The sequence below is a fragment of the Ruicaihuangia caeni genome (assembly GCF_029952955.1).
Lineage (GTDB): Bacteria > Actinomycetota > Actinomycetes > Actinomycetales > Microbacteriaceae > Ruicaihuangia > Ruicaihuangia caeni.
Genome location: NZ_JASATX010000001.1, coordinates 502,665 through 524,146, shown reverse-complemented (window position 1 = coordinate 524,146; position 21,482 = coordinate 502,665). Strand labels below are relative to the sequence as shown.

The window sequence follows — 21,482 nt, the reverse complement described above, 5'->3', positions numbered from 1 at the left end:
ATCGCCCTCGGCGTCAGCGCTCCACGGTCGCGCCGTAGAACGAGGCGCGGCCGTAGAGGTCGAAGGTGAGCCCCTTCACCGAGGTGCTCGCGACCGTGATCTCCGACGGCACGACAAGGGGGACGATGAGCACCTGCTCATTGTTCCAGCGCTGCACCTCCTGGTACAGCCGCTCGCGCTCGGCCGGATCGCTGGTCGCGACCGCCTGGTCGAGCAGTTCGTCGATCTCGGGCTTGCTCACGGTCGACACCGTCTGGAATCCGCCCGTGCGCAGGTGACTGCGCAGCACATCTGCGTCGGGGCTGGAGAAGCCCCAGTCGGTGAGGTCGAACGCGCGGGTTGCGTAGAGCTCGTTGTACTGAGCGGGCTCCACCACCTGACGTGCGAGCTGGAAACCGATATCGCGCAGGTCGCTCTGAATGATGTCGGCGAGTGCGGCACGGTCATCGGGAACGGGCGTCCACGCTGTCCAGACCGCCCCGAGCCTCACGCCGTCCTTGGTGCGATACCCGTCGGCATCCCGCTCGGTCCAGCCTGCCTGGTCGAGGAGTGCGTTGGCCTTGTCGGTGTCGTACGACCACGTTCCCTCGACCGCGGGCTCGTAGGAGTTCGGCGTGGTGGGGGCGAGAACGCTCCACGCTCGTGCGTACTGACCGTCGTAGACGCCCTCGACGGCCGCATCAAGGTCGAACCCGAGCCGGAACGCCTGGCGCACCAGCGGGTCGGCGAAGACGCCGTGCGCCTCGTTGATGTAGAGGGAGTACGGGATGCCGGGCAGTTCGACCGCGGTGACGTCGAAGCCGTCGCCGACCTCCTGGACCATCGTCGGCGTCACATCGGCGATCACATCGACTTCGCCGCTGTTCAACGCGCCGACGCGCGACGCGGATTCGGGCAGCACCCGGATGACGAGCTCATCGGATGCCGCGCGTCCCTGGTGCTCCGTGCCCTCCGCCGGCCACGCGTACTCATCGTTCGCCGTGAAGCGCAACTCCTGATCGGGGGTGTACTCGCTCAGCACGAACGGCCCGGTGCCGACGGTTACGCCCGGCCCGCCGGCCTTCAGGTCGTCTTTGTGCTCCGCGAGGGCCTTCGGTGAGTAGAAACCCAATTGCGGGAGGCTCAGACCCTGCAGGAACGGCGCATACGGCTGGCTGAAGTCGACCCTCACCGTGTACTCGTCGAGCACTTCCGTGCCGACGTAGTAGCCGTCCTCTTCGGCGTACCCGATGAGACTCGCGGCCTGGGCCGACGCCGTCTCGGGGTCGACGATGTGGTCGAAGTTGGCCTTGACCGCCTCGGCGTTGAACGGTTCGCCGTCATGGAAGGTGACGTCTTGGCGCAGCGTGAACGTGTACTGCAACTGGTCGTCGCTGATCTCCCAGCTCTTCGCAAGCCACGGCACGAACTGGCCGTCTGCCGTCTGCCCCACCAGCGAGTCGAAGACGTTCCTGAGCACGAGCGAGCTCACGTCGAGCTGCGTCGAGTGGATGTCCATGTGGCCGGAGCCGAGGTTCGCCCCTTCGATCCCGAACGTGACGGTGTTCGTGTCGTCATCTGCGGCTGGTGCTGCGGCACACCCGGCAAGCAGCGCTGCGGCCGCGGTGAGCGCCATCGCGGCACCGAGGCGGCGGCGTGGGGCTCGCTGGGGCAGCTGGGACTGTGAGCGTTCGGCTCGAGTGGTTGGCATGCGGGAGTTCTCTCTGAGATGGATCGGATGCAGGGGCGGCCGAGCGAGGGGCCGCAGGCCAACTCTAGTGATATTTGGACTGCGTCTAACAAATAGCGGTCGGGACTGCGGCCCGCCTTCCTGATTCGGATCGGTTGCTGGAAGGATGACGGGGTGACTGAGCGTGCGGCGAACCGAGGGCGTCCTCGAGCCGTCTCTCGCGGGATGCTGCAGGAGGCGGCGTTCGAGCTGTTCCTCGAGCAGGGGTATGACCGCACGACCGTGGACCACATCGCCACGCGTGCCGGCGTGAGCCGCGCGACGTTCTTCAACTATTTCGGGGCCAAGAGCGACGTCTTCTGGGTCGACGTCGACGATGCGCTCGACGCGCTCGCCGACGCGTTCGGGCAGCTTCCCGCATCCGCGGGCTCCGACCCGATCGCAATCGCCTCGAACGCCCTCGTCTCCATCGCAGCGGAGTTCGGCGCGGCCCGGGTGCCGTGGGTGCTCACGCAGTACGACGCGATCGGGGGCGCAGGCGAACTCCAAGCGTCGGCCATGTCGAGGCTGTCGCGATTCGCCGGGCTGCTCGAGCGATTCATCGAACGGCAAGGGGACCGATCGGCGTCTCGGCCTCCTGTCGACCGGGCCGCCCCGCCGCACTCCGCCTCGTTCCCGATTCCCCGGGCGGCCGCGTACTCGCTCGCGGGCGCGGTGGTCGCGGCAGCGCGCGAGTGGGCGGATGCCGGTACTGGCCGTGGCGGGCTCCAGCAGTACGTGCACGCCGCCGTCGGCCCCCTCGCTGCCGCCTTCGCCGCAAGCGGCTCACGGTAGGATCGATCGGACGGTTTTCGCCACACACTCAGGCACCCGCACACGGCGATCGGGCACTCCTCGACCGCCCGAGAACACAGACTCGGTGCCGCACATATCGAATCGGAGCTCCATGTCTGCCGCGCACGTGCCTGCCACCCCGCACGCCATTCCCGAGAAGCCCGCGCTCGAAGGCCTCGAGCCGAAGTGGGGCGAGCGCTGGGAGGAGCACGGCACATACCGGTTCGATCGCGCCCGGCTCGACCGCGAGTGCATCTACTCGATCGACACACCGCCGCCGACCGCATCCGGCTCACTGCACATCGGCCACGTGTTCAGCTACACGCACACCGATGTGATCGCGCGCTACCAGCGCATGCGCGGCAAGAACGTCTTCTACCCGATCGGCTGGGACGACAACGGCCTGCCCACCGAACGGCGCGTGCAGAACTACTACGGCGTGCGTTGCGACCCGACGCTGCCCTACGACCCCGACTTCACGCCGCCATTCGAGGGCGGCGACAACAAGAGCTCGAAGGCCGCCGACCAGCAGCCGATCAGCCGCCGTAACTTCATCGAGCTGTGCGAGCGCCTCACGGTCGAAGACGAGAAGCAGTACGAAGATCTGTGGCGCAAGCTCGGCCTGAGCTTCGACTGGTCGCAGACCTACCGCACGATCGCCCCCGAGGCGCAGGCGGTCGCCCAGCGCGCGTTCCTTCGCAACCTCGCCCGGGGCGAGGCGTACCAGGCCGACGCGCCCACGCTCTGGGATGTCACGTTCCGCTCGGCGGTCGCGCAGGCCGAACTCGAGGACAAGGACGTGCCCGGCGCGTTCCACACCATCGTCTTCCACGGGCCCGAGGGCGATCTGAAGATCGACACCACGCGCCCCGAGCTGCTGCCTGCCTGTGTCGCACTGGTCGCGCACCCGAGTGACGAGCGGTATCAGCACCTCTTCGGCAAGACCGCGACGAGTCCCGTGTTCGGTGTCGAGGTCCCGATCGTCGCGCACCATCTCGCCCAGCCCGACAAGGGCACCGGCATTGCCATGATCTGCACCTTCGGTGACATGACCGACGTCATCTGGTGGCGGGAACTCGACCTGCCCAACCGGGCGATCATCGGCTTCGACGGCCGCGTCATCGCAGAGGCGCCGGCCGCCATCACGTCGCCGACCGGCCGCGCCGCGTTCGAACAGCTCGCAGGCAAGACGGTCTTCAGCGCCAAGCAGGCAGTCGTCGAGCAGCTGCGCGCGACGGGAGAGCTCATCGGCGACCCGCGCCCCATCACCCACCCGGTCAAGTTCTTCGAGAAGGGCGACAAGCCGCTCGAGATCGTCTCGACGCGCCAGTGGTACATCAAGAACGGCGGCCGCTCCGAGGAGCTCCGCACGCGCATGATCGACCTCGGCAAGCGCATCGACTGGCACCCCGATTTCATGCGCGTGCGATACGACAACTGGGTCGGCGGCCTCAGCGGCGACTGGCTCATCAGCCGCCAGCGCTTCTTCGGCGTGCCGATTCCGGTGTGGTACCGGCTCGACGAGCAGGGCGAGCCGGTCTACGAGAATCCCATCGTGCCCGACGAGTCGGCACTGCCCGTCGACCCGTCGTCCGACGCGGCACCGGGGTTCGACGAGTCGCAGCGCGGCGAACCGGGAGGGTTCATCGGCGAACTCGACATCATGGACACCTGGGCGACCTCATCTCTGACACCCCAGCTCGCGGGCGGGTGGGAGCGCGATGCGGCCCTGTTCGATGCCGTGTTCCCGTACGACCTGCGCCCGCAGGGCCAGGACATCATCCGCACCTGGCTGTTCTCCACGGCCCTGCGCTCCCTGCTCGAGCACGACGGCCAGGCACCCTGGCGCAATGCGGCCATCTCAGGCTTCATCGTCGACCCCGACCGCAAGAAGATGTCGAAGTCCAAGGGCAACGTCGTCACGCCGGCCGGACTGCTCGACGAGCACGGATCCGACTCCGTGCGGTACTGGGCCGCCTCGAGTCGCCTCGGCACCGACGCGGCGTTCGACCCGCAGAACCCCAAGCAGATCAAGATCGGCCGCCGGCTCGCCATCAAGGTGCTCAACGCCGCGAAGTTCGTGTACTCCTTCGATGCGGATGCCGCGACAGCCGCCGGCGCGTCGGCCACCGAGGCACTCGACGCCGACCTCTTGGCGCAGCTCGCGCAGGTCGTGCGCGAAGCGACCAAGGCGTTCGAGCAGTACGACCATGCACGGGCGCTCGAGCTCACGGAGCAGTTCTTCTGGACCTTCTGCGACGACTACCTGGAGCTCGTGAAGGAGCGCGCGTACGGCGCTGCGGGTGAGGCTGGGCAGACCAGCGCCGTCTACGCCCTCCGCACGGCCATCGACGTCATGCTGCGCCTGTTCGCGCCGTTCATCCCCTATGCCACCGAAGAGGTCTGGAGCTGGACGCACGAAGGCTCGGTGCACACAGCTTCCTGGCCCACGCCCGAAGAGGTCTCCGACGCAGAGGCCACCGGACTGCTCGACCACGTCAGTGCTGCGCTCATCGGCATCCGTCGCGCCAAGACGGACGCGAAGGTGTCGCAGAAGACGCAGGTCGAGCATGCCGTCATCGCGGGCCCGGCGCTGCTCAGCGACGCCGCAGAAGATCTACGAGCGGTCGGCCGGATCGATCGGCTCGAGGTCGTCGACGGTGATGAAGTCGAAGTCCGCGAAGTGACGCTCCGCGAAGCGGAGGCGTGATGCAGCTCGGCACTCGCTGGCCTGTCGGAGGGGAGTCCCCTGCCTCGCTGCCTGCCGAGGTGCATGCCGCGATCAGCGAGGTCGAGGCGCAACTGGTGGGCATCGACACGGCCCTTTGGCGGTGGACCCTCACCTGGCTCGAACGCCGCCCGGTCGTCGACCTCGATGACGGTACGCGCATCACGGTGGACCGGTCGGGCGCGGTGCGCATCAGCCCGCCCGACGAGTCGACCTCAGACGAGGACGAACTGGACTTCTGAGCTTGGCCGGCCGCGTGCCGCCGCGACCCGGCCCGTGTCACTACGCGCGGATGCCCGGCCCTCGCAGCTGATCGACGCGACGCTCGTGAGCGAGCAGCGTCCGCTCGCGGACGATCGCTCGCTCATGCTGCGAAGCGTTGGGCAACGAGCGCGCTGCGAGCGCAGCACCCCAACGGATCATCGTGCGGCCGACGCTCGAGGCGAGCCGATCGGTGCGACTGCGGCGTCGGCGCAGCGCTTGGCTGACCGTGACTGACATGGCTGACTCCTGAAGAATGTGTGCGGGCGCTGCTGCACGCAGCGCGACCGGATCGCCGGCACAGGCCAGCGCGGTGACGGCGGTCATCGCGACCCCGTCTCGGTTTCCGCCCCATCGGCCTCATCAGCCTTGGGGACGGGGGCGTCCTCGGTGTGCTCGACACCATCGAGCACGGGGAAGCCGTTGTACTGAATCTGCACCGGGCGCATGCCGGGCACGGACTGCCCCCGATAGCGCTCGAGGTGCTTGCCGACCAGCTCGGTCACCTCACGATTGAGGCGCCCGAGCTGCTCGCTTGTGAGTGAAGCATTCGAGGTGTGAACGATGCTCGCCTCGTTCCAGCTCTGCGCGAGCTCATCGACACCGCGTTCGAGGAAGTCGTGGAGCAGTTGTTCCCGGTGCTTCGACCACTCGCGCACGACCAGCCGCGACGCCGAACGCCCGGCCGGGCTCCTCATGAGTTCGGCTGACGTCAGCGAGATCGGCCCGGGACGACGCTCCCACCAGCGCTCTCGACCGGTTCCGCGGCCATCGACCTCGCGGACGAGGGAATGGCGGGCCAGCTGCCGAAGGTGGTAGCTGGTTGCGCCACTGGACTCCCCCAGCCGATCAGCCAGACCGCTCGCGGTTGCCGGCCCGTAGGTGCTGAGCAGGTCGAGGATCTTGACGCGCAGCGGGTGCGCGAGGGCCTTGAGCGTCTCGAGGTCGAGCTCGCCGGTCTCCTCAGGTGCGCGCTCGCCCGTGCCCTCGGCAGCGGCGGTCGCCTCATCGGCGCCAGCGGCGGGCGCGAGGCCCTCTTCAATGCCGTCTGCGTGCCTGCTCATGATGCAAAGATATCATTGCAAAGAGGTCTTTGCAATCATTTCTTTGCATTGGAAGCTTTGCAAGGTTCTCTTTGCAACGCTTTGTTTGCACACCGGCAAGCCGTTCCCTGCAAACGGATGCTGGGCACTCTCCATCTGCGAAAGCAGCGTGCCGTCACACTGCGCAACCGCGCGGCAGCGCGACCATACGGCTCGTGGTTCTGCGCCTCCGTCAGCCGCGGCAGAGCACCCATCCGTGCGGCAGCGACAGCCATCCGTCCGGAGCCGCCGCCCAGTCTCGCCACGCCTGCGAGATGCGCTCGAGGTCCTGCTGGGTCGCAAGGCCCTGCTCTATCGCGTTCGTGGCGAAGCCCGACTTCACGGCGCGGTCGGCCCACAGCCCACCCCACCACTCCCGCTCATCGTCGCTCGTGTAGCACCACATGGCGCCAGAGGCCTCGACCTCGGTGAACCCCGCCTGCAGCGCCCAGGACTTCACGCGCCGCCCGGCATCCGGATCACCGCCGTTCGCGCGGTGCACACGCTGGTAGAGCGTCATCCACTCGTCCAAGCCTTCCAGCTGGGGGAACCAGAACATGCCGTGATAGTCCGCTTCCCGAGCGGACACGACTCCCCCGGGCTTGCACACTCGCCGCATCTCGCGCAGCGCCGCGACTGGATCCACCAGGTGGTGAAGCACCTGATGGGTATGCACGACGTCGAAGGTGCCGTCGTCGAACTCCAGTTCGTAGACGTCGCCGACGGCGAACTCGAGGTTGGAGCCTCCCAGCCCGCGAGCGTAGCTCTCGGCCTGATCGAGCACTTCGCTGGATGCGTCGATCCCCACGACGCGTCCAGGTGATACCCGGGCCGCGAGATCGGCGGTGATGGTGCCGGGACCGCAGCCGACGTCGAGCAGACTCATGCCGGGCGCCAGGTGCGGCACGAGGTGATCCGCCGAGTTCTCAACGTTGCGCCAGGTGTGGGAGCGCAGCACGCTCTCGTGGTGGCCATGGGTGTATCGCTCGTGCCGTGATGCCATGCTGCGAGCGTAGACCCGTCGCGCGCGGCCCGGATATCGTTGCCGGATGGTGAACCCCCTGCTTGATGACAGCGATCTCGACTTCGGCATGCCGCACTTCGAAGCACTGCGTCTCGAGCACTTCGCTCCCGCGCTGGATGAAGCGATGGCTCGTCAATCGACGGCTGTCGAGCGGATCGCGACCGACCCCACACCTCCGACGTTCGAGAACACGATCGAAGCGCTCGAGCAGAGCGGCGCCTTGCTCGACCGGGTCACCGCCGTGTTCTTCAACCAGCTCGACAGCGACGCCTCACCGGAGATCGACCGCCTCGATGCGGAGTACTCGCCGAGACTCGCCCGGCACCGCGACTCGATCACCCAGCATCCGGGCCTCTTCGAGCGAATCGAGGCGGTATGGCAAGCACGCGCCCAACTGGACGAAGAAGCGAGATTCCTCACCCAGCGGTACCGCACTGAGTTCATGCGTGCCGGTGCTGCGCTGGATGATGCCGCTCAACAGCGTCTGCGAGAGATCAACGCAGAGCTCGCTGAGCTCACCAGCCGCTTTGACGCTCATTTGCAGGCCGATACGAACCACCTGGCTGTCGAGTTCGACGACCACGACGAACTCGCGGGCCTCGGTCCTGGCGAACTGTCGACCGCTGAAGCGGCGGCGCGCGAACGGAACAGCGCGGCGCGCTACGTCGTCGCGCTTCCCCTGCCCACAGGACACCCGTGGTTGTCCCTGCTCGAACGGCCGAGCACCCGCGAGCGCATCATGTCGGCCTCCCGCGCGCGGGGGTCTCGGCCGGGGGCGAACGACAATCGACCGTTGGTGCGGAGGATCGCCGAATTGCGAGCCGAGCGAGCGGGGCTGCTGGGCTTCGATGATCACGCCGCGTGGGTGACGGCTGATGAGACCGCGGAGTCACCTGCGCGCGTCAGAGAACTGCTGCAGCGGCTCTCGGCGGCCGCAGCTCGCAACGCACGCATGGAGCAGAGTTCGCTCGAGACGCTCGCCGGACACGACATCGCAGCGAGCGATTGGTCGTGGTACGACGAGCAGTTGCGGCAGGCCGAGTTCGATTTCGCCGCGAGTGAGCTGCGCCCATATTTCGAAGCCGACCGCGTGCTCCACGACGGCGTCTTCTTCGCCGCGAACCAGCTGTACGGCATCACCATGCACGAACGCGACGATCTTCCCGCGCATCACGCCGATGTGCGCGTGTACGAGGTGCGCGACCACGACGGCGCCCGCCTGGGGCTCTTCCTGTACGACGCCTACGCCAGGCCCTCGAAGCGAGGGGGCGCGTGGATGAACGAATTGCGCACCGGTGCCTCGATGCTCGGCGGCGACGCCATCGTGGTCAACACCCACAACATTCCGAAGCCCGCGGCGGGCGAGCCGACGCTGCTCACCTACGACGAGGTGAACACGCTCTTCCACGAGTTCGGTCATGCACTGCACGGCCTGCTGTCGTCGGCCAGGTATCCGAAGCTCTGGGGCACGAACGTTCCCCGCGATTTCGTCGAGTTCCCGAGCCAGGTGAACGAGATGTGGATGCTGTGGCCCGACGTGCTGGAGAACTACGCCGCGCACTACGAGACGGGCGAGCGGATGCCGCAGCGGCTCGTCGACAAGCTGCTCGCCGCCCGGAAGCACGGCGAAGGCTTCGCGACCAGCGAATATCTCGCCGCCGCGCTGCTCGACCAGGCCTGGCACTCACTCAAGCCCGGCCAGCGGGTCGACGACGTCGCGGTCTTCGAGGCTGCGGCGCTGGCCGACGCGGGGCTCGACAACCCTGCCGTCCCGCCTCGGTACTCGAGCACGTATTTTCAGCACGTGTTCGGCGGCGGCTACGATGCCGGCTACTACTCCTACATCTGGAGTGAGGTGCTCGACGCCGACACCGTCGAATGGTTCAAGGAGAACGGCGGACTCACACGCGAGAACGGCGACCACTTCCGGCGCACGGTGCTCTCGGTCGGCGGTTCCAAGCCGGCGCTCGAAGCCTTCCGCGAATTCCGCGGCAGGGACGCCGAGATCGAACCGCTCCTGCGTCGGCGCGGCCTCGAGTAGCTAGGCCGACTTCTCCTGCCGACGCGGCTTGATCGGCACGATGGTCGGCGCCGCGTTGTTCTCGACGGCTTCACGCGTGACGACCACTCGGGCCACGTTGCTCGCTGAGGGCACATCGAACATGATCGGCCCGAGCACCTCCTCGAGAATCGCGCGAAGCCCACGAGCGCCCGTCTGACGGACCACCGCGAGATCGGCGATCGCCTCGAGCGCCTCGGGCTCGAAGTCGAGCTCGACGCCATCGAGCTCGAACATGCGCTGATACTGCTTCACAAGCGCGTTCTTCGGTACCGTCAAGATCTGCATCAGCGCCTCGCGGTCGAGCTGGCTCACCGTGGTCACCACCGGCAGACGGCCGATGAACTCGGGGATGAGCCCGAACTTGTGCAGGTCTTCTGGCAGCACCTCGCTGAAGAGGTTGATGTCGTCGCCCTTGCTGTGCAGCGGGGCACCGAACCCGATGCCGCGCTTGCCGGCACGGTTCGAGATGATGTCTTCCAGCCCCGCGAACGCACCCGCGACGATGAACAGCACGTTCGTGGTGTCGATTTGGATGAACTCCTGGTGCGGATGCTTGCGCCCGCCCTGCGGCGGCACCGACGCGACCGTGCCCTCGAGGATCTTCAGCAGCGCCTGCTGCACACCCTCGCCAGAGACATCCCGCGTGATCGACGGGTTCTCGGCCTTGCGCGCGATCTTGTCGACCTCGTCGATGTAGATGATGCCGGTCTCAGCGCGCTTGACGTCGTAGTCGGCCGCCTGGATGAGCTTCAGCAGAATGTTCTCGACGTCTTCGCCGACGTAGCCGGCCTCGGTGAGGGCGGTCGCGTCGGCGACGGCGAAGGGCACGTTGAGCCGCTTGGCGAGGGTCTGCGCGAGATAGGTCTTGCCGCATCCCGTCGGGCCGATGAGCAGGATGTTGCTCTTGGCGATCTCGATGTCGTCGGCGTGCACATCGGCGGCATGCAACTGGTTCGCCGCCCGCACGCGCTTGTAGTGGTTGTACACGGCCACTGCCAGTGCGCGTTTCGCAGCGTCTTGCCCGATCACGTACTCGCCGAGGAAGTCGAAGATCTCGCGCGGCTTCGGAAGATCGAACTCGCTCGACGCCTCTTCGCCCGCCTCGGCCAAGCGCTCTTCGATGATCTCGTTGCACAACTCGACGCATTCGTCGCAGATGTACACGCCCGGCCCCGCGATGAGCTGCTGCACTTGCTTCTGGCTCTTTCCGCAGAACGAACACTTGAGCAGGTCGGCGCTCTCACCGATGCGAGCCATTCGCGGCCTCCCTCGAAGCTGGAGTTCGTGATACCGAGCCTAACCCGAGCGGCCGACACTCGCGTGCAGTCGGCGGCGGGTCGGCCACATGTTACGAGGCCTTCCAGGCTCGATCACTAGGGTGGGTCGCGGCCGAATCGGCCGGAACATCCTTGAACGCCGGAGGCACCCGCATGTCACGCCTGTCCCGTCCGCTCGCCGTCGCCGCGGCATCCGCCGCCCTTCTGCTCCTCGCAGCCGGCCCCGCCGCAGCCCACAGCACGGTCGTCGACTCGACGCCGTCTGAGGGCGAGGTGCTCACGACTCTGCCCGACCAGTTCTCGGTGACCGCGGATGAGGAACTGCTCGACCTGGGCGGCGAAGGGAATGGCTTCGCCATGGTGGTGCAGGATGCTGAGGGCCTGTACTACGGCGACGGCTGCGCCACCATCTCTGGCGACACGATGACAGCACCGGCACTGCTCGGCGAGCCGGGCGAGTACACGCTCACGTACCAATTGGTGTCTGGTGACGGACACCCTCTCTCGGGTGTCATCGGCTTCGAGTGGGCACCGGACGGCGATTTCGAGGCTTCTGCCGGCTCGCAGACGGCCGGTGCTTGCGTGGGCTCGAACGGCGACCAGGCAGACGACCAGCATGGCGAACAGGCCGACCAGCAGGACCCCGCCGCGGAGGGCGATGCCGCTGCACCCTCGACGCTGCCATTCTTCGTCGCCGGCGGTGTGGCGCTCCTCTTCATCGCGGGAGGCATCACCTTCGCACTGGTTCGACGCTCCGCGTCGAAGCGCTGACGCGCGCCGCGTCTTCCTCGGGCGAATAGCTCGAACAGCAGACGGCCGCCGGAGTACTCTCCGGCGGCCGTCTCGTCTGTCAAGCTCGTTCGACGATTGCTACTGGTTGATGGCCAGCGGCCCGCTCTTGCGGCTCGTGAGCACCTGGTCGATGAGCCCGTACTCGAGCGCGTCTTCCGCGCTGAGGATTTTGTCGCGGTCGATGTCCTTGTTGACCTGGTCGACGCTTCGGTTCGAGTGCTTCGACAGGGTCTCCTCGAGCCAGGTGCGCATGCGCATGATCTCGTTGGCCTGAATCTCGATGTCGGACGCCTGACCGCGGCCCGCCTCGCCCATCGCGGGCTGGTGGATCAGGATGCGGGCGTTCGGCAGCGCGAGCCGCTTGCCGGGCGTTCCCGCTGCGGTGATCACGGCGGCCGCCGACGCGGCCTGACCCAGCACGACGGTCTGGATCTGCGGTCGGATGTAGAGCATCGTGTCGTAGATCGCCGTCATCGCAGTGAACGATCCACCGGGCGAGTTGATGTACATCACGATGTCGCGATCTGGGTCCTGGCTCTCGAGCACGAGCAGCTGCGCCATGACGTCATCGGCCGAAGCGTCATCGACCTGCACGCCGAGGAAGATGATGCGGTCTTCGAAGAGCTTCGCGTAGGGGTCCTGGCGCTTGTAGCCGTACGCCGTGCGCTCCTCGAAGCTCGGCAGGATGTAGCGCGAGTTCGGCAGCGTGCCTGCGGCTCGGAAGGTTGGGGTTTCCATCTGTGTGATCTCTCGCCTTCCGTTACTTGTTGTTGTCGGTGTCGGTGCCGCCGCCGCCGATGACATCGGAGGCGGACGCCCGGATGTGATCGACGAAGCCGTAGTCGAGCGCCTCTTCGGCCGTGAACCACCGGTCACGGTCGCCATCGGCATTGATCTGCTCGACCGACTTGCCGGTCGCCGCAGCGGTGATCTCGGCAAGACGCTGCTTCATGTTCAGGATCAGCTGGGCCTGGGTCTGAATATCGCTCGCGGTGCCCCCGAAGCCGCCGTGAGGCTGGTGCAGCAGCACGCGGGCGTTGGGCGTGATGTAACGCTTGCCCTTGGTGCCTGCCGTGAGCAGCAACTGGCCCATGGATGCGGCCATACCGATGCCGACCGTCACGATGTCGTTCGGCACGAACTGCATGGTGTCGTAGATCGCCATGCCTGCGGTGATCGAGCCGCCGGGCGAGTTGATGTAGAGGTAGATGTCCTTCTCGGAGTCCTCGGCGGCCAGCAGCAGCAGCTTCGCGGCGATCTCGTTGGCGTTGTCGTCGCGCACCTCGGAGCCGAGCCAGATGATGCGGTCTTTCAGCAGTCGGTCAAAAACACTGGGTTGCAGTGTCGGTTCGGCCATGGGAGAAGCTCCATTCGATCGTCGCTTGCTTCGAATCTATCGACTCCAACGCGCGTGCTCCGCCGTGTTCGCCCAAGGCAAAGCGACGAGTCTGATTGAGTCTCTTCCATGGATGACGCATGGGAGCGCCGCATAGCCGAGGTCTGGGCGTCGGCCGACGGCTTGAGTGACGAGGAGGTCGTCACCAGCGTCGACGCGCTGGCGGCCCTGCACCCAGGCGAGCCTCGTGCCTGGTTCGAAGGGGCCGGCGCACGCGACTTCGCGGGACGCGAGGCCGAGGCCGAACCGCTCTATCGACGCGCCCTCGAATCGGGGCTCTCGGAGCCATTCTGCGCCAGGGCGGTTGTGCAATTGGCGAGCACGCTTCGCAATCTCGGGCGCACGGATGCCGCCGCTGAACTGCTCGAGCGATTCCTCGCCGAGCACCACGATCACGAACTCGCCGACGCAGCCAGGGCCTTCCTTGCCTTGTGCCGCGTCGACCAGGGCGCGGCCGTCGAGGCGACGCAGCTCGCCCTCACCGCGCTGGCGCCGCATCTGCCCAGGTATTCAGGCGCAGTGCGGTACTACGCGTCGACGCTCACGCTGTGAACGTCGCGTCGAGCGCCGCCGAGATGTCTGCAATGAGATCTTCGGGGTCCTCGAGGCCGACGGAGAGCCGCAAGTGCCCATACCGCTTGAACGGCTCGGGGTAGGCGCTGACACGGGGGCCATCGGTTCCCACGTGCACGATGAGTGTCTCGTCGTGGCCGAGCGACACTGCCGAGGTGATCACCCGCAGGTTCGAGACGAACCTGTTCTGAGTGCCGGAGTCGCCGTCGACAGCGAACGCGAGCATCGCTCCCCCGCCGTTCGGCAGCACCCGCTTCGCGAGCTCGTACTGCGGATGCGACGGCAGCCCCGGGTATGCGACGAACGCCACGCGAGGGTCGGCGTCGAGGAACTCGGCGACCCGCTGCGCGGAGGCGACATGCTGTCTCAGCCGAAGCGGCAGCGTCACTGACCCCCGCACGATGAGCCAAGCGTTGAACGGACTGATCACTCCCCCGACATCGACCATGGCATCGGCACGAACTCTCGCAACGAGCTCGCCGCGGCCGAGCACCGCTCCGCCCATCGCGTCGCCGTGACCATTGATGTACTTCGTCAGCGAGTGCACCACGAGGTCGGCTCCGCCGGCGAGCGGTCTCGCGAGCGGCGGCGGCGTGAACGTCGAGTCGACCGACAGCAGTGCTCCGGCCTCGTGCGCGATGGTGGCGAGCGCGCCGATGTCGGCGACGCGCGTCGTGGGGTTGGCGATCGTCTCGGTGTGGATGAGACGGGTGTTCGGCCGGACGGCCTGCCGCACGGCATCCAGATCGCTGGTGTCGACGAAGGTCGCCTGAATGCCGTACTTCTCTGGGAGCAGCTCGGTGAACAACCGCCAGGTGGCCTCGTAGCTCTGATCGGTGACGATGACGTGGTCGCCCGAGCGCAGGAAGGTGAAGAACACGGCGTGCAGAGCCGCGACACCGCTCGCGAGCGACACGGCGGCCTCCGCGCCTTCGAGGAGCGCGAGCTTCTCCTCGAGCGCCTTCTGGTTGAACCCGCCGTTGCGCGTGTAGAGGGTGTGCTCGGGCGACGACCAACTGATCGAGCTCGGATCGTCGGGCAGCGCGTACGAATTCGCCATCACCAGCGGGGTTCGAACGGCACGAGTGCCCTCGTCGATGCGGTTGCCGGCGTGCACCGCCTGAGTGAGCGCGCGAAGGGATGCCGGCGCGTGCTTATCGGGGCGTTCGGCGCCGGAGGGCGCGCTCGGTGTGGCAGTCATCACTGGAACACTACGCCGAGCGGATGCCGCGGCATCCGGTCATGACGCATCGTGACGGCTCGCGGCGGCTGCGAGGCCGAGAACGGCGAAGGCGGCCCGGAAATGCCCCGGACCGCCTCGCGATGTTCGATCTACGAACGGATCAGTGCTCGTGACCCTCGTGGTCGTGACCCTCATGCTCGTCACCCTCGAACTCGGAGGCGTCGATGACGTCGTCCGGGTTCTCGGTGGCCGCCGCGGTGAAGACCGACAGGTCGACGGCCTCGCCCTTGTCATCGACGACCTTGACCTTGCTCAGCACGACCGAGAGCGCCTTCGAACGGGCCAGCTCACCGACGAGCGCGGGAATCTGGTTGTTCTGCGACAGCGCCTGCACGAACTCGCTCGGCTCCATGCCGTACTGCGCCGCGCTCTGGATGAGGTACTGGGTGAGTTCGGCCTGGCCGACCTTGACCTCTTCCTTCTCGGCGATGGCGTCGAGCAGGATCTGGTTGCGGAACGTCTTCTCGCTCGACTCGGCGACCTCGGCGCGGTGCTCGTCGTCTTCGAGTCGGTTCTCCTGCTCGAGGTGACGGTGCACCTCGTCTTCGATGAGCTTCTCGGGCACGGGGATCTCGACCAGCTCGAGCAGCTTCTCGACGAGCTGGTCGCGTGCCTGGGAGCCCTGTCCGAAGGTCTTCATCGACTTGGCCTGCTCGCGCAGGTCTGCCTTGAGCTCGTCGATGGTGTCGAACTGGCTCGCGATCTGCGCGAAGTCGTCGTCGGCCTCGGGAAGCTCGCGCTCCTTGACGGCGTTGAGCGTCACGGCGATCTCGGCGGTCTTGCCGGCGTGGTCGCCACCGACGAGCTTCGACTCGAAGGTCGTGCTCTCTCCGGCGGTGAGCGAGTCGAGGGCTTCATCGATGCCTTCGAGCAACTCGCCCGAGCCGAGCTCGTAGCTGACGTTGTTCGCGGTGTCGACCTCGGTGCCTTCGATGGTTGCGACGAGGTCGACCTGAACGAAGTCGCCGCTCTTGGCCGGGCGGTCGACGGTGACCAGGGTGCCGAAGCGGGCGCGCAGCGCGTCGAGCTCCGACTCGACATCGGCGTCGGTCACCTCGACGGAGTCGACCTTGAGCTCGATCGAGTCATACGAGGGCAGCTCGAACTCGGGACGCACGTCGACCTCGACGGTCACGATCAAGTCGCCGGAGAAGTCCTTCTCGTTCGGCCACTGGGTGATGTCCGCCTCGGGACGACCGAGGGTGCGCAGTTCCTGCTCGGCGACGGCGTCGCGGTAGAAGCGCTCCAGCCCCTCGCTGACGGCGTGGTTCAGCACCTCGCCGCGACCGACACGCTGATCGATGATCGGGGCCGGCACCTTGCCCTTGCGGAACCCGGGGATCGTCACCTGCTCGGCGATGTGCTTGTACGCGTGGTCGATGCTCGGCTTGAGCTCTTCGGGCGTGACAGTGATGGTGAGCTTCGCGCGCGTGGGGCTCAGCTTCTCAACCGTGGTGTTGGCCAATGCGGGTTCTCCTGTGTCTAGCGAAAGCTGGGTTGGTCGGGGCGACAGGATTCGAACCTGCGGCCTCCCGCTCCCAAAGCGGGCGCTCTAGCCAAGCTGAGCTACGCCCCGGCGCCGGTGCTGCTGGCGATCCACGGCGCTGCGCCACGCTTGCGACTGCACCACCCGAAAATCGGCCTCGGCAAGTCTAGCGGAGGAGCGCGAATGAGCGCGCCAGTCCATCTTGAGCCGAAATATGATCTCGGCCGGATGCTGTCATGGGCCGTCGAAGCGAGGCCCGGCCATGCAGTAGGCTTGCCTTCGCACTTGCGCGGAGACGCGCTGCGAACGAAAATCGAACAAAATTCGGGGCTGTAGCTTAATGGTAAAGCCTTAGTCTTCCAAACTAATGACGCGGGTTCGATTCCCGTCAGCCCCTCCACACTGAGGAAGGTCGCCCCTATGGCGGCCTTCGCTCGTTCAAGACCTCGCTCTTTCAAGACCTCGCTCGTTCAAGTGCAGCGGAGATCGACCGCACCGAACTCGGCGAACAGAGTGCAGGCTCGCGGCATCCCTGGAAGGACCGAAGGTTCTGGCGGGTTTCAGGGTGGGCGCTTACCCTACGAGCGACACCCGGGATGTCGAGGAGGCGCCCTCATGGTTCAAGTTCGTGTAGTCGGCGTCGCAGTGGATGTGAACGCGCAGCCCGTCGTCCTCTTGCAGCCTCTGACGTCGGTCGACGACGAGGAGAGGTTCTTGCCGATCTGGATCGGAGCGCAGGAGGCGACGTCGATCGTCATCGCCGCGCAGGGCGCCGAAGCGCCTCGCCCTCTCTCACACGACCTCATGAAGAGCATGCTCGACGCGCTCGACGCCTCGGTGGAGCAAGTCGAGGTGACGCGGATCGACGCGGGCACGTTCTACGCGGAAGTGACCCTCGAGGGCCCAGCCGGTCGGCAGATCCTCGACGCCCGCCCCTCCGATGCCATCGGTTTGGCGCTGCGCACGGGCGCCCTGATCTGGGTGGCGGATGAGGTCTTCGAAGAGGCGAGCATTCCCGCAGACGCCGCGCGCGTCGAGAGCGAGGAAGAGAAGCTTGCGGAGTTCAAGCAGTTCCTCGAAGACGTCGACCCCGAGGACTTCCAAGGCTGACCCGCAAGCGGGCTTCGCGCGCGACCCGCTCTTGATACCGCCTCGGCCAGAGTTCGCCACGCTAGGGACAGCAGGAACTCTCGCCAGCGATGGCAGAACTGGCCGGCGTGCGCGCACTACCAAGCCCAGACGGCCTGCGCCCCAGGCGTCGACGCGCCCCCAAGCCGAGAAACCGGCAACTCACCCGATTCGGGATACTGAGCGATTTTCGCTTGTTTCTCTCACATGGTGCATGTTCTGTCTTGCAATGCGAGAACAGTCGCATAGAATCGTCGGAGCGTAGACCGGAATCAAGGAGGATCTGGGTGACGGCCAGTGGCATCTTCGCTGAAGGAATCGATATGACCTTCACGCGGAATCGTATGACTCATCATGTGCTCTCAGCAGTGGACGTCGATATCGCGCCGGGCGGTTTCGTCTCACTGCTCGGACCCTCCGGCTGCGGCAAGAGCACGCTGCTGAAGATCCTTGCAGGGCTCCAGGATCCGACCGCCGGCACCGTGCTCATCGGCGGCACTCCCGTCGCCCGCGCGGTCGCCGAGGGCCAGATCGGCCTGGTGCAGCAGAAGCCAGCGCTCCTTCCGTGGAAGACCGCGCTCGAGAACGCCGCGTTCCTCATCGAGATGACCGGCGACCGCGCCACAAAGCGCACGGCGAAGGAACGCGCCGCTCAGGCTCTCGAGCTCGTGGGGCTCAGGGGCGCCGAGAACAAGCTTCCCCACGAACTGTCGGGCGGTATGGCGCAGCGAGTCTCGATCGCACGCGCACTGGCGCTCGACCCCAGCATCCTGTTCATGGACGAGCCCTTCGGAGCGCTCGACGCGATCACGCGCGACCAGATGAACGAGGCGCTCTACGACATCTGGACCCGTACCCAGAAGACGGTCGTGTTCGTCACTCACTCCATCCCCGAGGCCGTGTTCCTGTCGCAGACGGTGCACGTGATGAACGCGAACCCCGGACGCATCTCGCTCAGCGTCGACATCGATCTGCCCGGGCCGCGTTCGACTACGAGTGCGCAATTCCTCGAGTACGAACGGGTGCTGCACGAAGAGCTCGACCGCAACGTTGAGGAAGCGAGGATCTCCGCATGAGCACCGACACCGTCACCATCGCCGTGCGCCGCTCCGCTCACGGGCCGAGCGCGGGGCAGCGCATCGCCGAACGCTGGTCGGCGCTCTGGCCGAGCGTCACGCTCTTCGCGGCCGTCCTGATCGCGTGGGAAGCGATCGTCGTGATCTTCGACATCTCGAGCTTCATCATCGCGAAGCCGAGCGAGATCGTCATGGAGACCATCGCGTCGTGGGATCTCCTCATGGAGGCCAGCTGGGTCACCACCCAGGAGATCGTCTACGGCTTCGTGCTGAGCATTCTGCTGGGCGTCGGCCTCGCGCTCCTCGTCGTCCGCTTCAAGTGGCTCGACCGCGCGCTCTACCCGCTGATCGTGCTCTTCCAAGTCGTGCCCAAGGTGGCGCTCGCGCCGATCTTCATCCTCTGGTTCGGCTACGGCCTGACGCCGAAGCTCTGGCTGATCGTCGTGATCGCGTTCTTCCCGATCACGCTGAACATGATCGTCGGCCTCAAGAGCTTCGACCCGGATCTGCAGTTGCTGACCAAGTCGGTCGGCTCGTCGCGCAGCCAGTTCCTTGCGAAGGTGCAGTTCCCGACGTCGCTCCCCTATCTCATGGCCGGACTTCGCATCGCGATCACTCTGTGTGTGATCGGCGCTGTCGTGGCCGAGTTCTCGGGGGCGTCATCGGGGCTCGGGTACCTGATCCAGTTCGCATCGACCCAGCTCGACACCCCGCTGATGTTCGCGGCACTCGTCGTGATCTCGGTGCTCGGGCTCGTGCTCTACTACGCGATCTTCTGGCTCGAGCTGCTCGTCGCACGCTTCTACCCCCACGTGCGCACCACCCAGGTCCAGTAGCGAATAGCACCCATCCAGCAACACCCCTCACCATCACCAAAGGAGACACCTATGTCACGACGCCTCATCGGCAGCCTCGCCGCCGTGGCGCTCAGCGGCCTCGTTCTGAGCGGCTGTGCGGCATCCGACCAGGGTTCAGCGGAGAACCCTGACGCCGCGAAGGAGATGGACCACGTCACGGTCCAGCTCGACTACGTGGTGCGCGGCAACCACGCGATGTTCTTCGTCGCCAAAGACCAGGGCTTCTTCGAGGAAGAGGGCATCGTGGTCGACGACATCATCAAGGGCACCGGCTCGCCCGACGCGATGCGCATCGTCGCGGGCGGTCAGGCCGACTTCGGCTTCGGCGACCTCCCGACGCTCGCCACGGCCAACACGCAGGGCGCTGAGGTCACGGCGCTCGCCGCCGTGAACCAGGTCTCGCCGCTGTCGATGTGCTCGCTCGCCGACAACCTCGAGCTGAACAGCGTCGACGACCTCAAGGGCAAGAACATCGGTGTTCACCCCGCGGGATCGACGTACATCTTCTGGCAGGCGCTGCTTGCTGCGAACGGCCTGACCAAGGCCGACGTCAACGAGCTGACGGTCACCCCTCCCTACGAGAGCTACCTGCTCACCAAGCAGGTGGATGCGGTGATCTGCTACATCGACGCGGAGGTGCCTGAGCTCGAGGCCAAGGCCGGCGGCGAGGGCAGCCTCAGCATCTTGCACGGCTCCGAGAACGGCTACGACGTCTACGGGTCTGGCATGTTCACCAGTGCCAAGCTCATCGATGAGAACCCCGATCTGGTGCAGCGGTTCACCAACGCCTACCTGAAGGCATTCCAGTGGGTCATCGACAACCCGGAGAAGGCCGCCGAGATCACCGCCGCATCGTCGAGTGAGCTGAAGGGCAAGACCGACATCTTCCTGAAGCAGCTCCAGGCCGACATCGACTTCACCTTCGAGAGCGCGGAGACCGATGAGCTCGGACTCGGTGCTATGAACGCCGAGAAGTGGCAGAAGACTGTCGACATCCTCGCCGATCAGGGAGTGATCGAGAGCAAGCCTGAGATCAACGCGATCTTCGACAGCAGCTTCGCGGAGAACGCGGCCAAGTAGTCGAACGTCGACCCGCTTACTGGAGCGGGAGCCAGCGCCCCAGGTTCCGCACATGGAACCTGGGGCGCCCTCGTTTCGCACTCTCGCGGACAGGACCGTTCGGCACTGGACGGACCGGCTGCGCGCGTGCAGGCTGAGTTCGGTGGAGGAGGCAGACGCCCCCTGCCCGGCCGAAGGGACCAGCCATGGGCATCATCGTCGCGAACATGTTCCTCACGCTCGACGGCGTGTACCAAGCGCCAGGCGGCGTGGACGAGGACCGGGAGGACGGGTTCGAATACGGAGGTTGGCAGGCGCCATTCGCCGATGAGGCCTCGGGCGAGTCGATCGGGGAGCAGATCCAGCGGCTCGACGCGCTCCTGCTCGGCCGCAAGACGTACGACATCTTCGCCTCGTACTGGCCGAAGATGAGTGATGACCACCCAGTTGCCGCGAAGTTCAACGCGGTGCCGAAGTACGTGGTCTCAACGACACTCGGCGAGCCGGAGTGGGCCGGGACGACCGTGCTTCCGCATGCGATGGCCGCGGCGCACCTTCGGGAGCAGTACGACCAAGTCCATCTCTTCGGCAGCGGTGATCTGCTGCGATCACTCTTCACGGAAGACGTGGTCGACCGACTGAACCTGTGGCTGTATCCGATCACGCTCGGCCAGGGAAAGCGTTTCTTCGGAGCCGGCACGATCCCGGCATCCTTCAGCCTCGTGGAACCGGCCCGCAGCTTCGACAAGGGAGCGGTGTCGCTGAAGTACCAGAGATCGGGCGAGGTCGAGACCGGCGATATGGACGACGTCGACGCTCGCAGCTCGGTGGAGTAGCGCTCCCACTTCGCGTTCCCCAGCGCGACCTCGCGGGCCCCGTGCCACTCGCCCTGCCGCTAACGTGATGGCGGACGTGACGTCGCGAATGGGGGGATC

The 21,482-nt window shown here is 66.3% G+C and carries 20 protein-coding genes and 2 tRNA genes; 12 read left to right on the top strand and 10 right to left on the bottom strand.

The window, feature by feature from the left end:
* Positions 1-13: 13 nt before the first annotated feature.
* A complete protein-coding gene (locus tag QF206_RS02375) occupies positions 14-1,615 on the bottom strand; it encodes an ABC transporter substrate-binding protein (RefSeq protein WP_281487594.1) in 1,602 nt (533 codons plus the stop codon).
* A gap of 228 nt (positions 1,616-1,843) precedes the next feature.
* Between QF206_RS02375 and QF206_RS02370 the strand changes: the two genes are divergently transcribed.
* The 3 genes from QF206_RS02370 (at position 1,844) to QF206_RS02360 (ending at position 5,473) form a co-directional block, all read left to right on the top strand.
* Positions 1,844-2,503: a TetR/AcrR family transcriptional regulator gene (locus tag QF206_RS02370; protein ID WP_281487593.1), complete on the top strand. Its 660-nt coding sequence runs from the start codon at positions 1,844-1,846 to the stop codon at positions 2,501-2,503.
* 112 nt (positions 2,504-2,615) lie between these two features.
* A complete protein-coding gene (valS, locus tag QF206_RS02365; protein ID WP_281487592.1) occupies positions 2,616-5,213 on the top strand; it encodes a valine--tRNA ligase in 2,598 nt (865 codons plus the stop codon).
* Positions 5,213-5,473 carry a hypothetical protein gene (locus tag QF206_RS02360; RefSeq protein ID WP_281487591.1) on the top strand — a complete coding sequence of 87 codons (261 nt, stop codon included), beginning with the start codon at positions 5,213-5,215 and terminating at the stop codon, positions 5,471-5,473. Before valS ends, QF206_RS02360 begins: the two co-directional genes overlap by 1 nt.
* A 40-nt stretch (positions 5,474-5,513) precedes the next feature.
* Here the strand turns inward: QF206_RS02360 and QF206_RS02355 are convergent, their stop codons facing one another.
* The 3 genes from QF206_RS02355 to QF206_RS02345 all read right to left on the bottom strand — a co-directional run bounded on the left by QF206_RS02355 (position 5,514) and on the right by QF206_RS02345 (position 7,577).
* Positions 5,514-5,732 (bottom strand): hypothetical protein, encoded by a 219-nt coding sequence (locus QF206_RS02355; protein ID WP_281487590.1) that lies wholly within the window; start codon positions 5,730-5,732, stop codon positions 5,514-5,516.
* A gap of 83 nt (positions 5,733-5,815) precedes the next feature.
* On the bottom strand, positions 5,816-6,556 hold the full coding sequence (locus QF206_RS02350; RefSeq protein WP_281487589.1) for an ArsR/SmtB family transcription factor: 741 nt from the start codon (positions 6,554-6,556) through the stop codon (positions 5,816-5,818).
* Between the two features lie 211 nt (positions 6,557-6,767).
* Positions 6,768-7,577: a class I SAM-dependent methyltransferase gene (locus QF206_RS02345; RefSeq protein WP_281487588.1), complete on the bottom strand. Its 810-nt coding sequence runs from the start codon at positions 7,575-7,577 to the stop codon at positions 6,768-6,770.
* 46 nt (positions 7,578-7,623) lie between these two features.
* Here QF206_RS02345 and QF206_RS02340 point away from each other — a divergent pair, with 46 nt between their 5' ends.
* A complete protein-coding gene (locus tag QF206_RS02340) occupies positions 7,624-9,639 on the top strand; it encodes a M3 family metallopeptidase (RefSeq protein WP_281487587.1) in 2,016 nt (671 codons plus the stop codon).
* On the opposite strand, the gene clpX is transcribed toward QF206_RS02340, so the two are convergent.
* On the bottom strand, positions 9,640-10,917 hold the full coding sequence (gene clpX / locus QF206_RS02335; protein ID WP_281487586.1) for an ATP-dependent Clp protease ATP-binding subunit ClpX: 1,278 nt from the start codon (positions 10,915-10,917) through the stop codon (positions 9,640-9,642).
* Between the two features lie 173 nt (positions 10,918-11,090).
* Between clpX and QF206_RS02330 the strand changes: the two genes are divergently transcribed.
* Positions 11,091-11,708, top strand: coding sequence for a copper resistance CopC family protein (locus tag QF206_RS02330; protein ID WP_281487585.1), 618 nt, complete (start codon positions 11,091-11,093; stop codon positions 11,706-11,708).
* Between the two features lie 99 nt (positions 11,709-11,807).
* Here QF206_RS02330 and QF206_RS02325 read toward each other — a convergent pair whose 3' ends face one another.
* Positions 11,808-12,467 carry an ATP-dependent Clp protease proteolytic subunit gene (locus tag QF206_RS02325; RefSeq protein WP_281487584.1) on the bottom strand — a complete coding sequence of 220 codons (660 nt, stop codon included), beginning with the start codon at positions 12,465-12,467 and terminating at the stop codon, positions 11,808-11,810.
* Positions 12,468-12,489: 22 nt separating this feature from the next.
* On the bottom strand, positions 12,490-13,086 hold the full coding sequence (locus QF206_RS02320) for an ATP-dependent Clp protease proteolytic subunit (RefSeq protein ID WP_281487583.1): 597 nt from the start codon (positions 13,084-13,086) through the stop codon (positions 12,490-12,492).
* Positions 13,087-13,194: 108 nt separating this feature from the next.
* On the opposite strand from QF206_RS02320, the gene QF206_RS02315 reads away from it, so the two are divergent.
* Positions 13,195-13,677 carry a tetratricopeptide repeat protein gene (locus QF206_RS02315; protein ID WP_281487582.1) on the top strand — a complete coding sequence of 161 codons (483 nt, stop codon included), beginning with the start codon at positions 13,195-13,197 and terminating at the stop codon, positions 13,675-13,677.
* Here the strand turns inward: QF206_RS02315 and QF206_RS02310 are convergent.
* From QF206_RS02310 to QF206_RS02300, 3 genes are all read right to left on the bottom strand, one after another.
* A complete protein-coding gene (locus QF206_RS02310; RefSeq protein ID WP_281487581.1) occupies positions 13,667-14,899 on the bottom strand; it encodes a trans-sulfuration enzyme family protein in 1,233 nt (410 codons plus the stop codon). The genes QF206_RS02315 and QF206_RS02310 overlap by 11 nt on opposite strands.
* A 142-nt stretch (positions 14,900-15,041) precedes the next feature.
* Positions 15,042-16,406 (bottom strand): trigger factor, encoded by a 1,365-nt coding sequence (tig, locus tag QF206_RS02305; RefSeq protein WP_281487580.1) that lies wholly within the window; start codon positions 16,404-16,406, stop codon positions 15,042-15,044.
* 33 nt (positions 16,407-16,439) lie between these two features.
* Positions 16,440-16,517 (bottom strand) — tRNA-Pro (locus QF206_RS02300).
* 236 nt (positions 16,518-16,753) lie between these two features.
* Here QF206_RS02300 and QF206_RS02295 point away from each other — a divergent pair.
* From QF206_RS02295 to QF206_RS02270, 6 genes are all read left to right on the top strand, one after another.
* Positions 16,754-16,827 (top strand) — tRNA-Gly (locus QF206_RS02295).
* Positions 16,828-17,042: 215 nt separating this feature from the next.
* Complete coding sequence (locus QF206_RS02290) at positions 17,043-17,537, top strand: bifunctional nuclease family protein (RefSeq protein WP_281487579.1); 495 nt, start codon at positions 17,043-17,045, stop codon at positions 17,535-17,537.
* Positions 17,538-17,842: 305 nt separating this feature from the next.
* Positions 17,843-18,631 (top strand): ABC transporter ATP-binding protein, encoded by a 789-nt coding sequence (locus QF206_RS02285; protein WP_281487578.1) that lies wholly within the window; start codon positions 17,843-17,845, stop codon positions 18,629-18,631.
* Complete coding sequence (locus QF206_RS02280) at positions 18,628-19,467, top strand: ABC transporter permease (protein ID WP_281487577.1); 840 nt, start codon at positions 18,628-18,630, stop codon at positions 19,465-19,467. Before QF206_RS02285 ends, QF206_RS02280 begins: the two co-directional genes overlap by 4 nt.
* 51 nt (positions 19,468-19,518) lie before the next feature.
* Positions 19,519-20,568 carry an ABC transporter substrate-binding protein gene (locus tag QF206_RS02275; protein WP_281487576.1) on the top strand — a complete coding sequence of 350 codons (1,050 nt, stop codon included), beginning with the start codon at positions 19,519-19,521 and terminating at the stop codon, positions 20,566-20,568.
* Between the two features lie 185 nt (positions 20,569-20,753).
* Positions 20,754-21,383, top strand: coding sequence for a dihydrofolate reductase family protein (locus QF206_RS02270; protein ID WP_281487575.1), 630 nt, complete (start codon positions 20,754-20,756; stop codon positions 21,381-21,383).
* The last annotated feature ends 99 nt before the right edge of the window (positions 21,384-21,482 follow it).

What these genes read in the sequence shown, in the direction of transcription:
- QF206_RS02360 (WP_281487591.1), top strand. Translation starts at nt 5,213, where the DNA reads ATGCAGCTCGGCACTCGCTGGCCTGTCGGAGGGGAGTCCCCTGCCTCG.
- QF206_RS02275 (WP_281487576.1), top strand. Translation starts at nt 19,519, where the DNA reads ATGTCACGACGCCTCATCGGCAGCCTCGCCGCCGTGGCGCTCAGCGGC.
- QF206_RS02315 (WP_281487582.1), top strand. Translation starts at nt 13,195, where the DNA reads ATGGATGACGCATGGGAGCGCCGCATAGCCGAGGTCTGGGCGTCGGCC.
- QF206_RS02280 (WP_281487577.1), top strand. Translation starts at nt 18,628, where the DNA reads ATGAGCACCGACACCGTCACCATCGCCGTGCGCCGCTCCGCTCACGGG.
- clpX (WP_281487586.1), bottom strand. Translation starts at nt 10,917, where the DNA reads ATGGCTCGCATCGGTGAGAGCGCCGACCTGCTCAAGTGTTCGTTCTGC.
- QF206_RS02345 (WP_281487588.1), bottom strand. Translation starts at nt 7,577, where the DNA reads ATGGCATCACGGCACGAGCGATACACCCATGGCCACCACGAGAGCGTG.
- QF206_RS02330 (WP_281487585.1), top strand. Translation starts at nt 11,091, where the DNA reads ATGTCACGCCTGTCCCGTCCGCTCGCCGTCGCCGCGGCATCCGCCGCC.
- valS (WP_281487592.1), top strand. Translation starts at nt 2,616, where the DNA reads ATGTCTGCCGCGCACGTGCCTGCCACCCCGCACGCCATTCCCGAGAAG.
- QF206_RS02310 (WP_281487581.1), bottom strand. Translation starts at nt 14,899, where the DNA reads ATGACTGCCACACCGAGCGCGCCCTCCGGCGCCGAACGCCCCGATAAG.
- QF206_RS02290 (WP_281487579.1), top strand. Translation starts at nt 17,043, where the DNA reads ATGGTTCAAGTTCGTGTAGTCGGCGTCGCAGTGGATGTGAACGCGCAG.
- QF206_RS02270 (WP_281487575.1), top strand. Translation starts at nt 20,754, where the DNA reads ATGGGCATCATCGTCGCGAACATGTTCCTCACGCTCGACGGCGTGTAC.
- QF206_RS02320 (WP_281487583.1), bottom strand. Translation starts at nt 13,086, where the DNA reads ATGGCCGAACCGACACTGCAACCCAGTGTTTTTGACCGACTGCTGAAA.
- QF206_RS02355 (WP_281487590.1), bottom strand. Translation starts at nt 5,732, where the DNA reads ATGTCAGTCACGGTCAGCCAAGCGCTGCGCCGACGCCGCAGTCGCACC.
- QF206_RS02325 (WP_281487584.1), bottom strand. Translation starts at nt 12,467, where the DNA reads ATGGAAACCCCAACCTTCCGAGCCGCAGGCACGCTGCCGAACTCGCGC.
- QF206_RS02375 (WP_281487594.1), bottom strand. Translation starts at nt 1,615, where the DNA reads ATGGCGCTCACCGCGGCCGCAGCGCTGCTTGCCGGGTGTGCCGCAGCA.
- QF206_RS02340 (WP_281487587.1), top strand. Translation starts at nt 7,624, where the DNA reads ATGGTGAACCCCCTGCTTGATGACAGCGATCTCGACTTCGGCATGCCG.
- QF206_RS02350 (WP_281487589.1), bottom strand. Translation starts at nt 6,556, where the DNA reads ATGAGCAGGCACGCAGACGGCATTGAAGAGGGCCTCGCGCCCGCCGCT.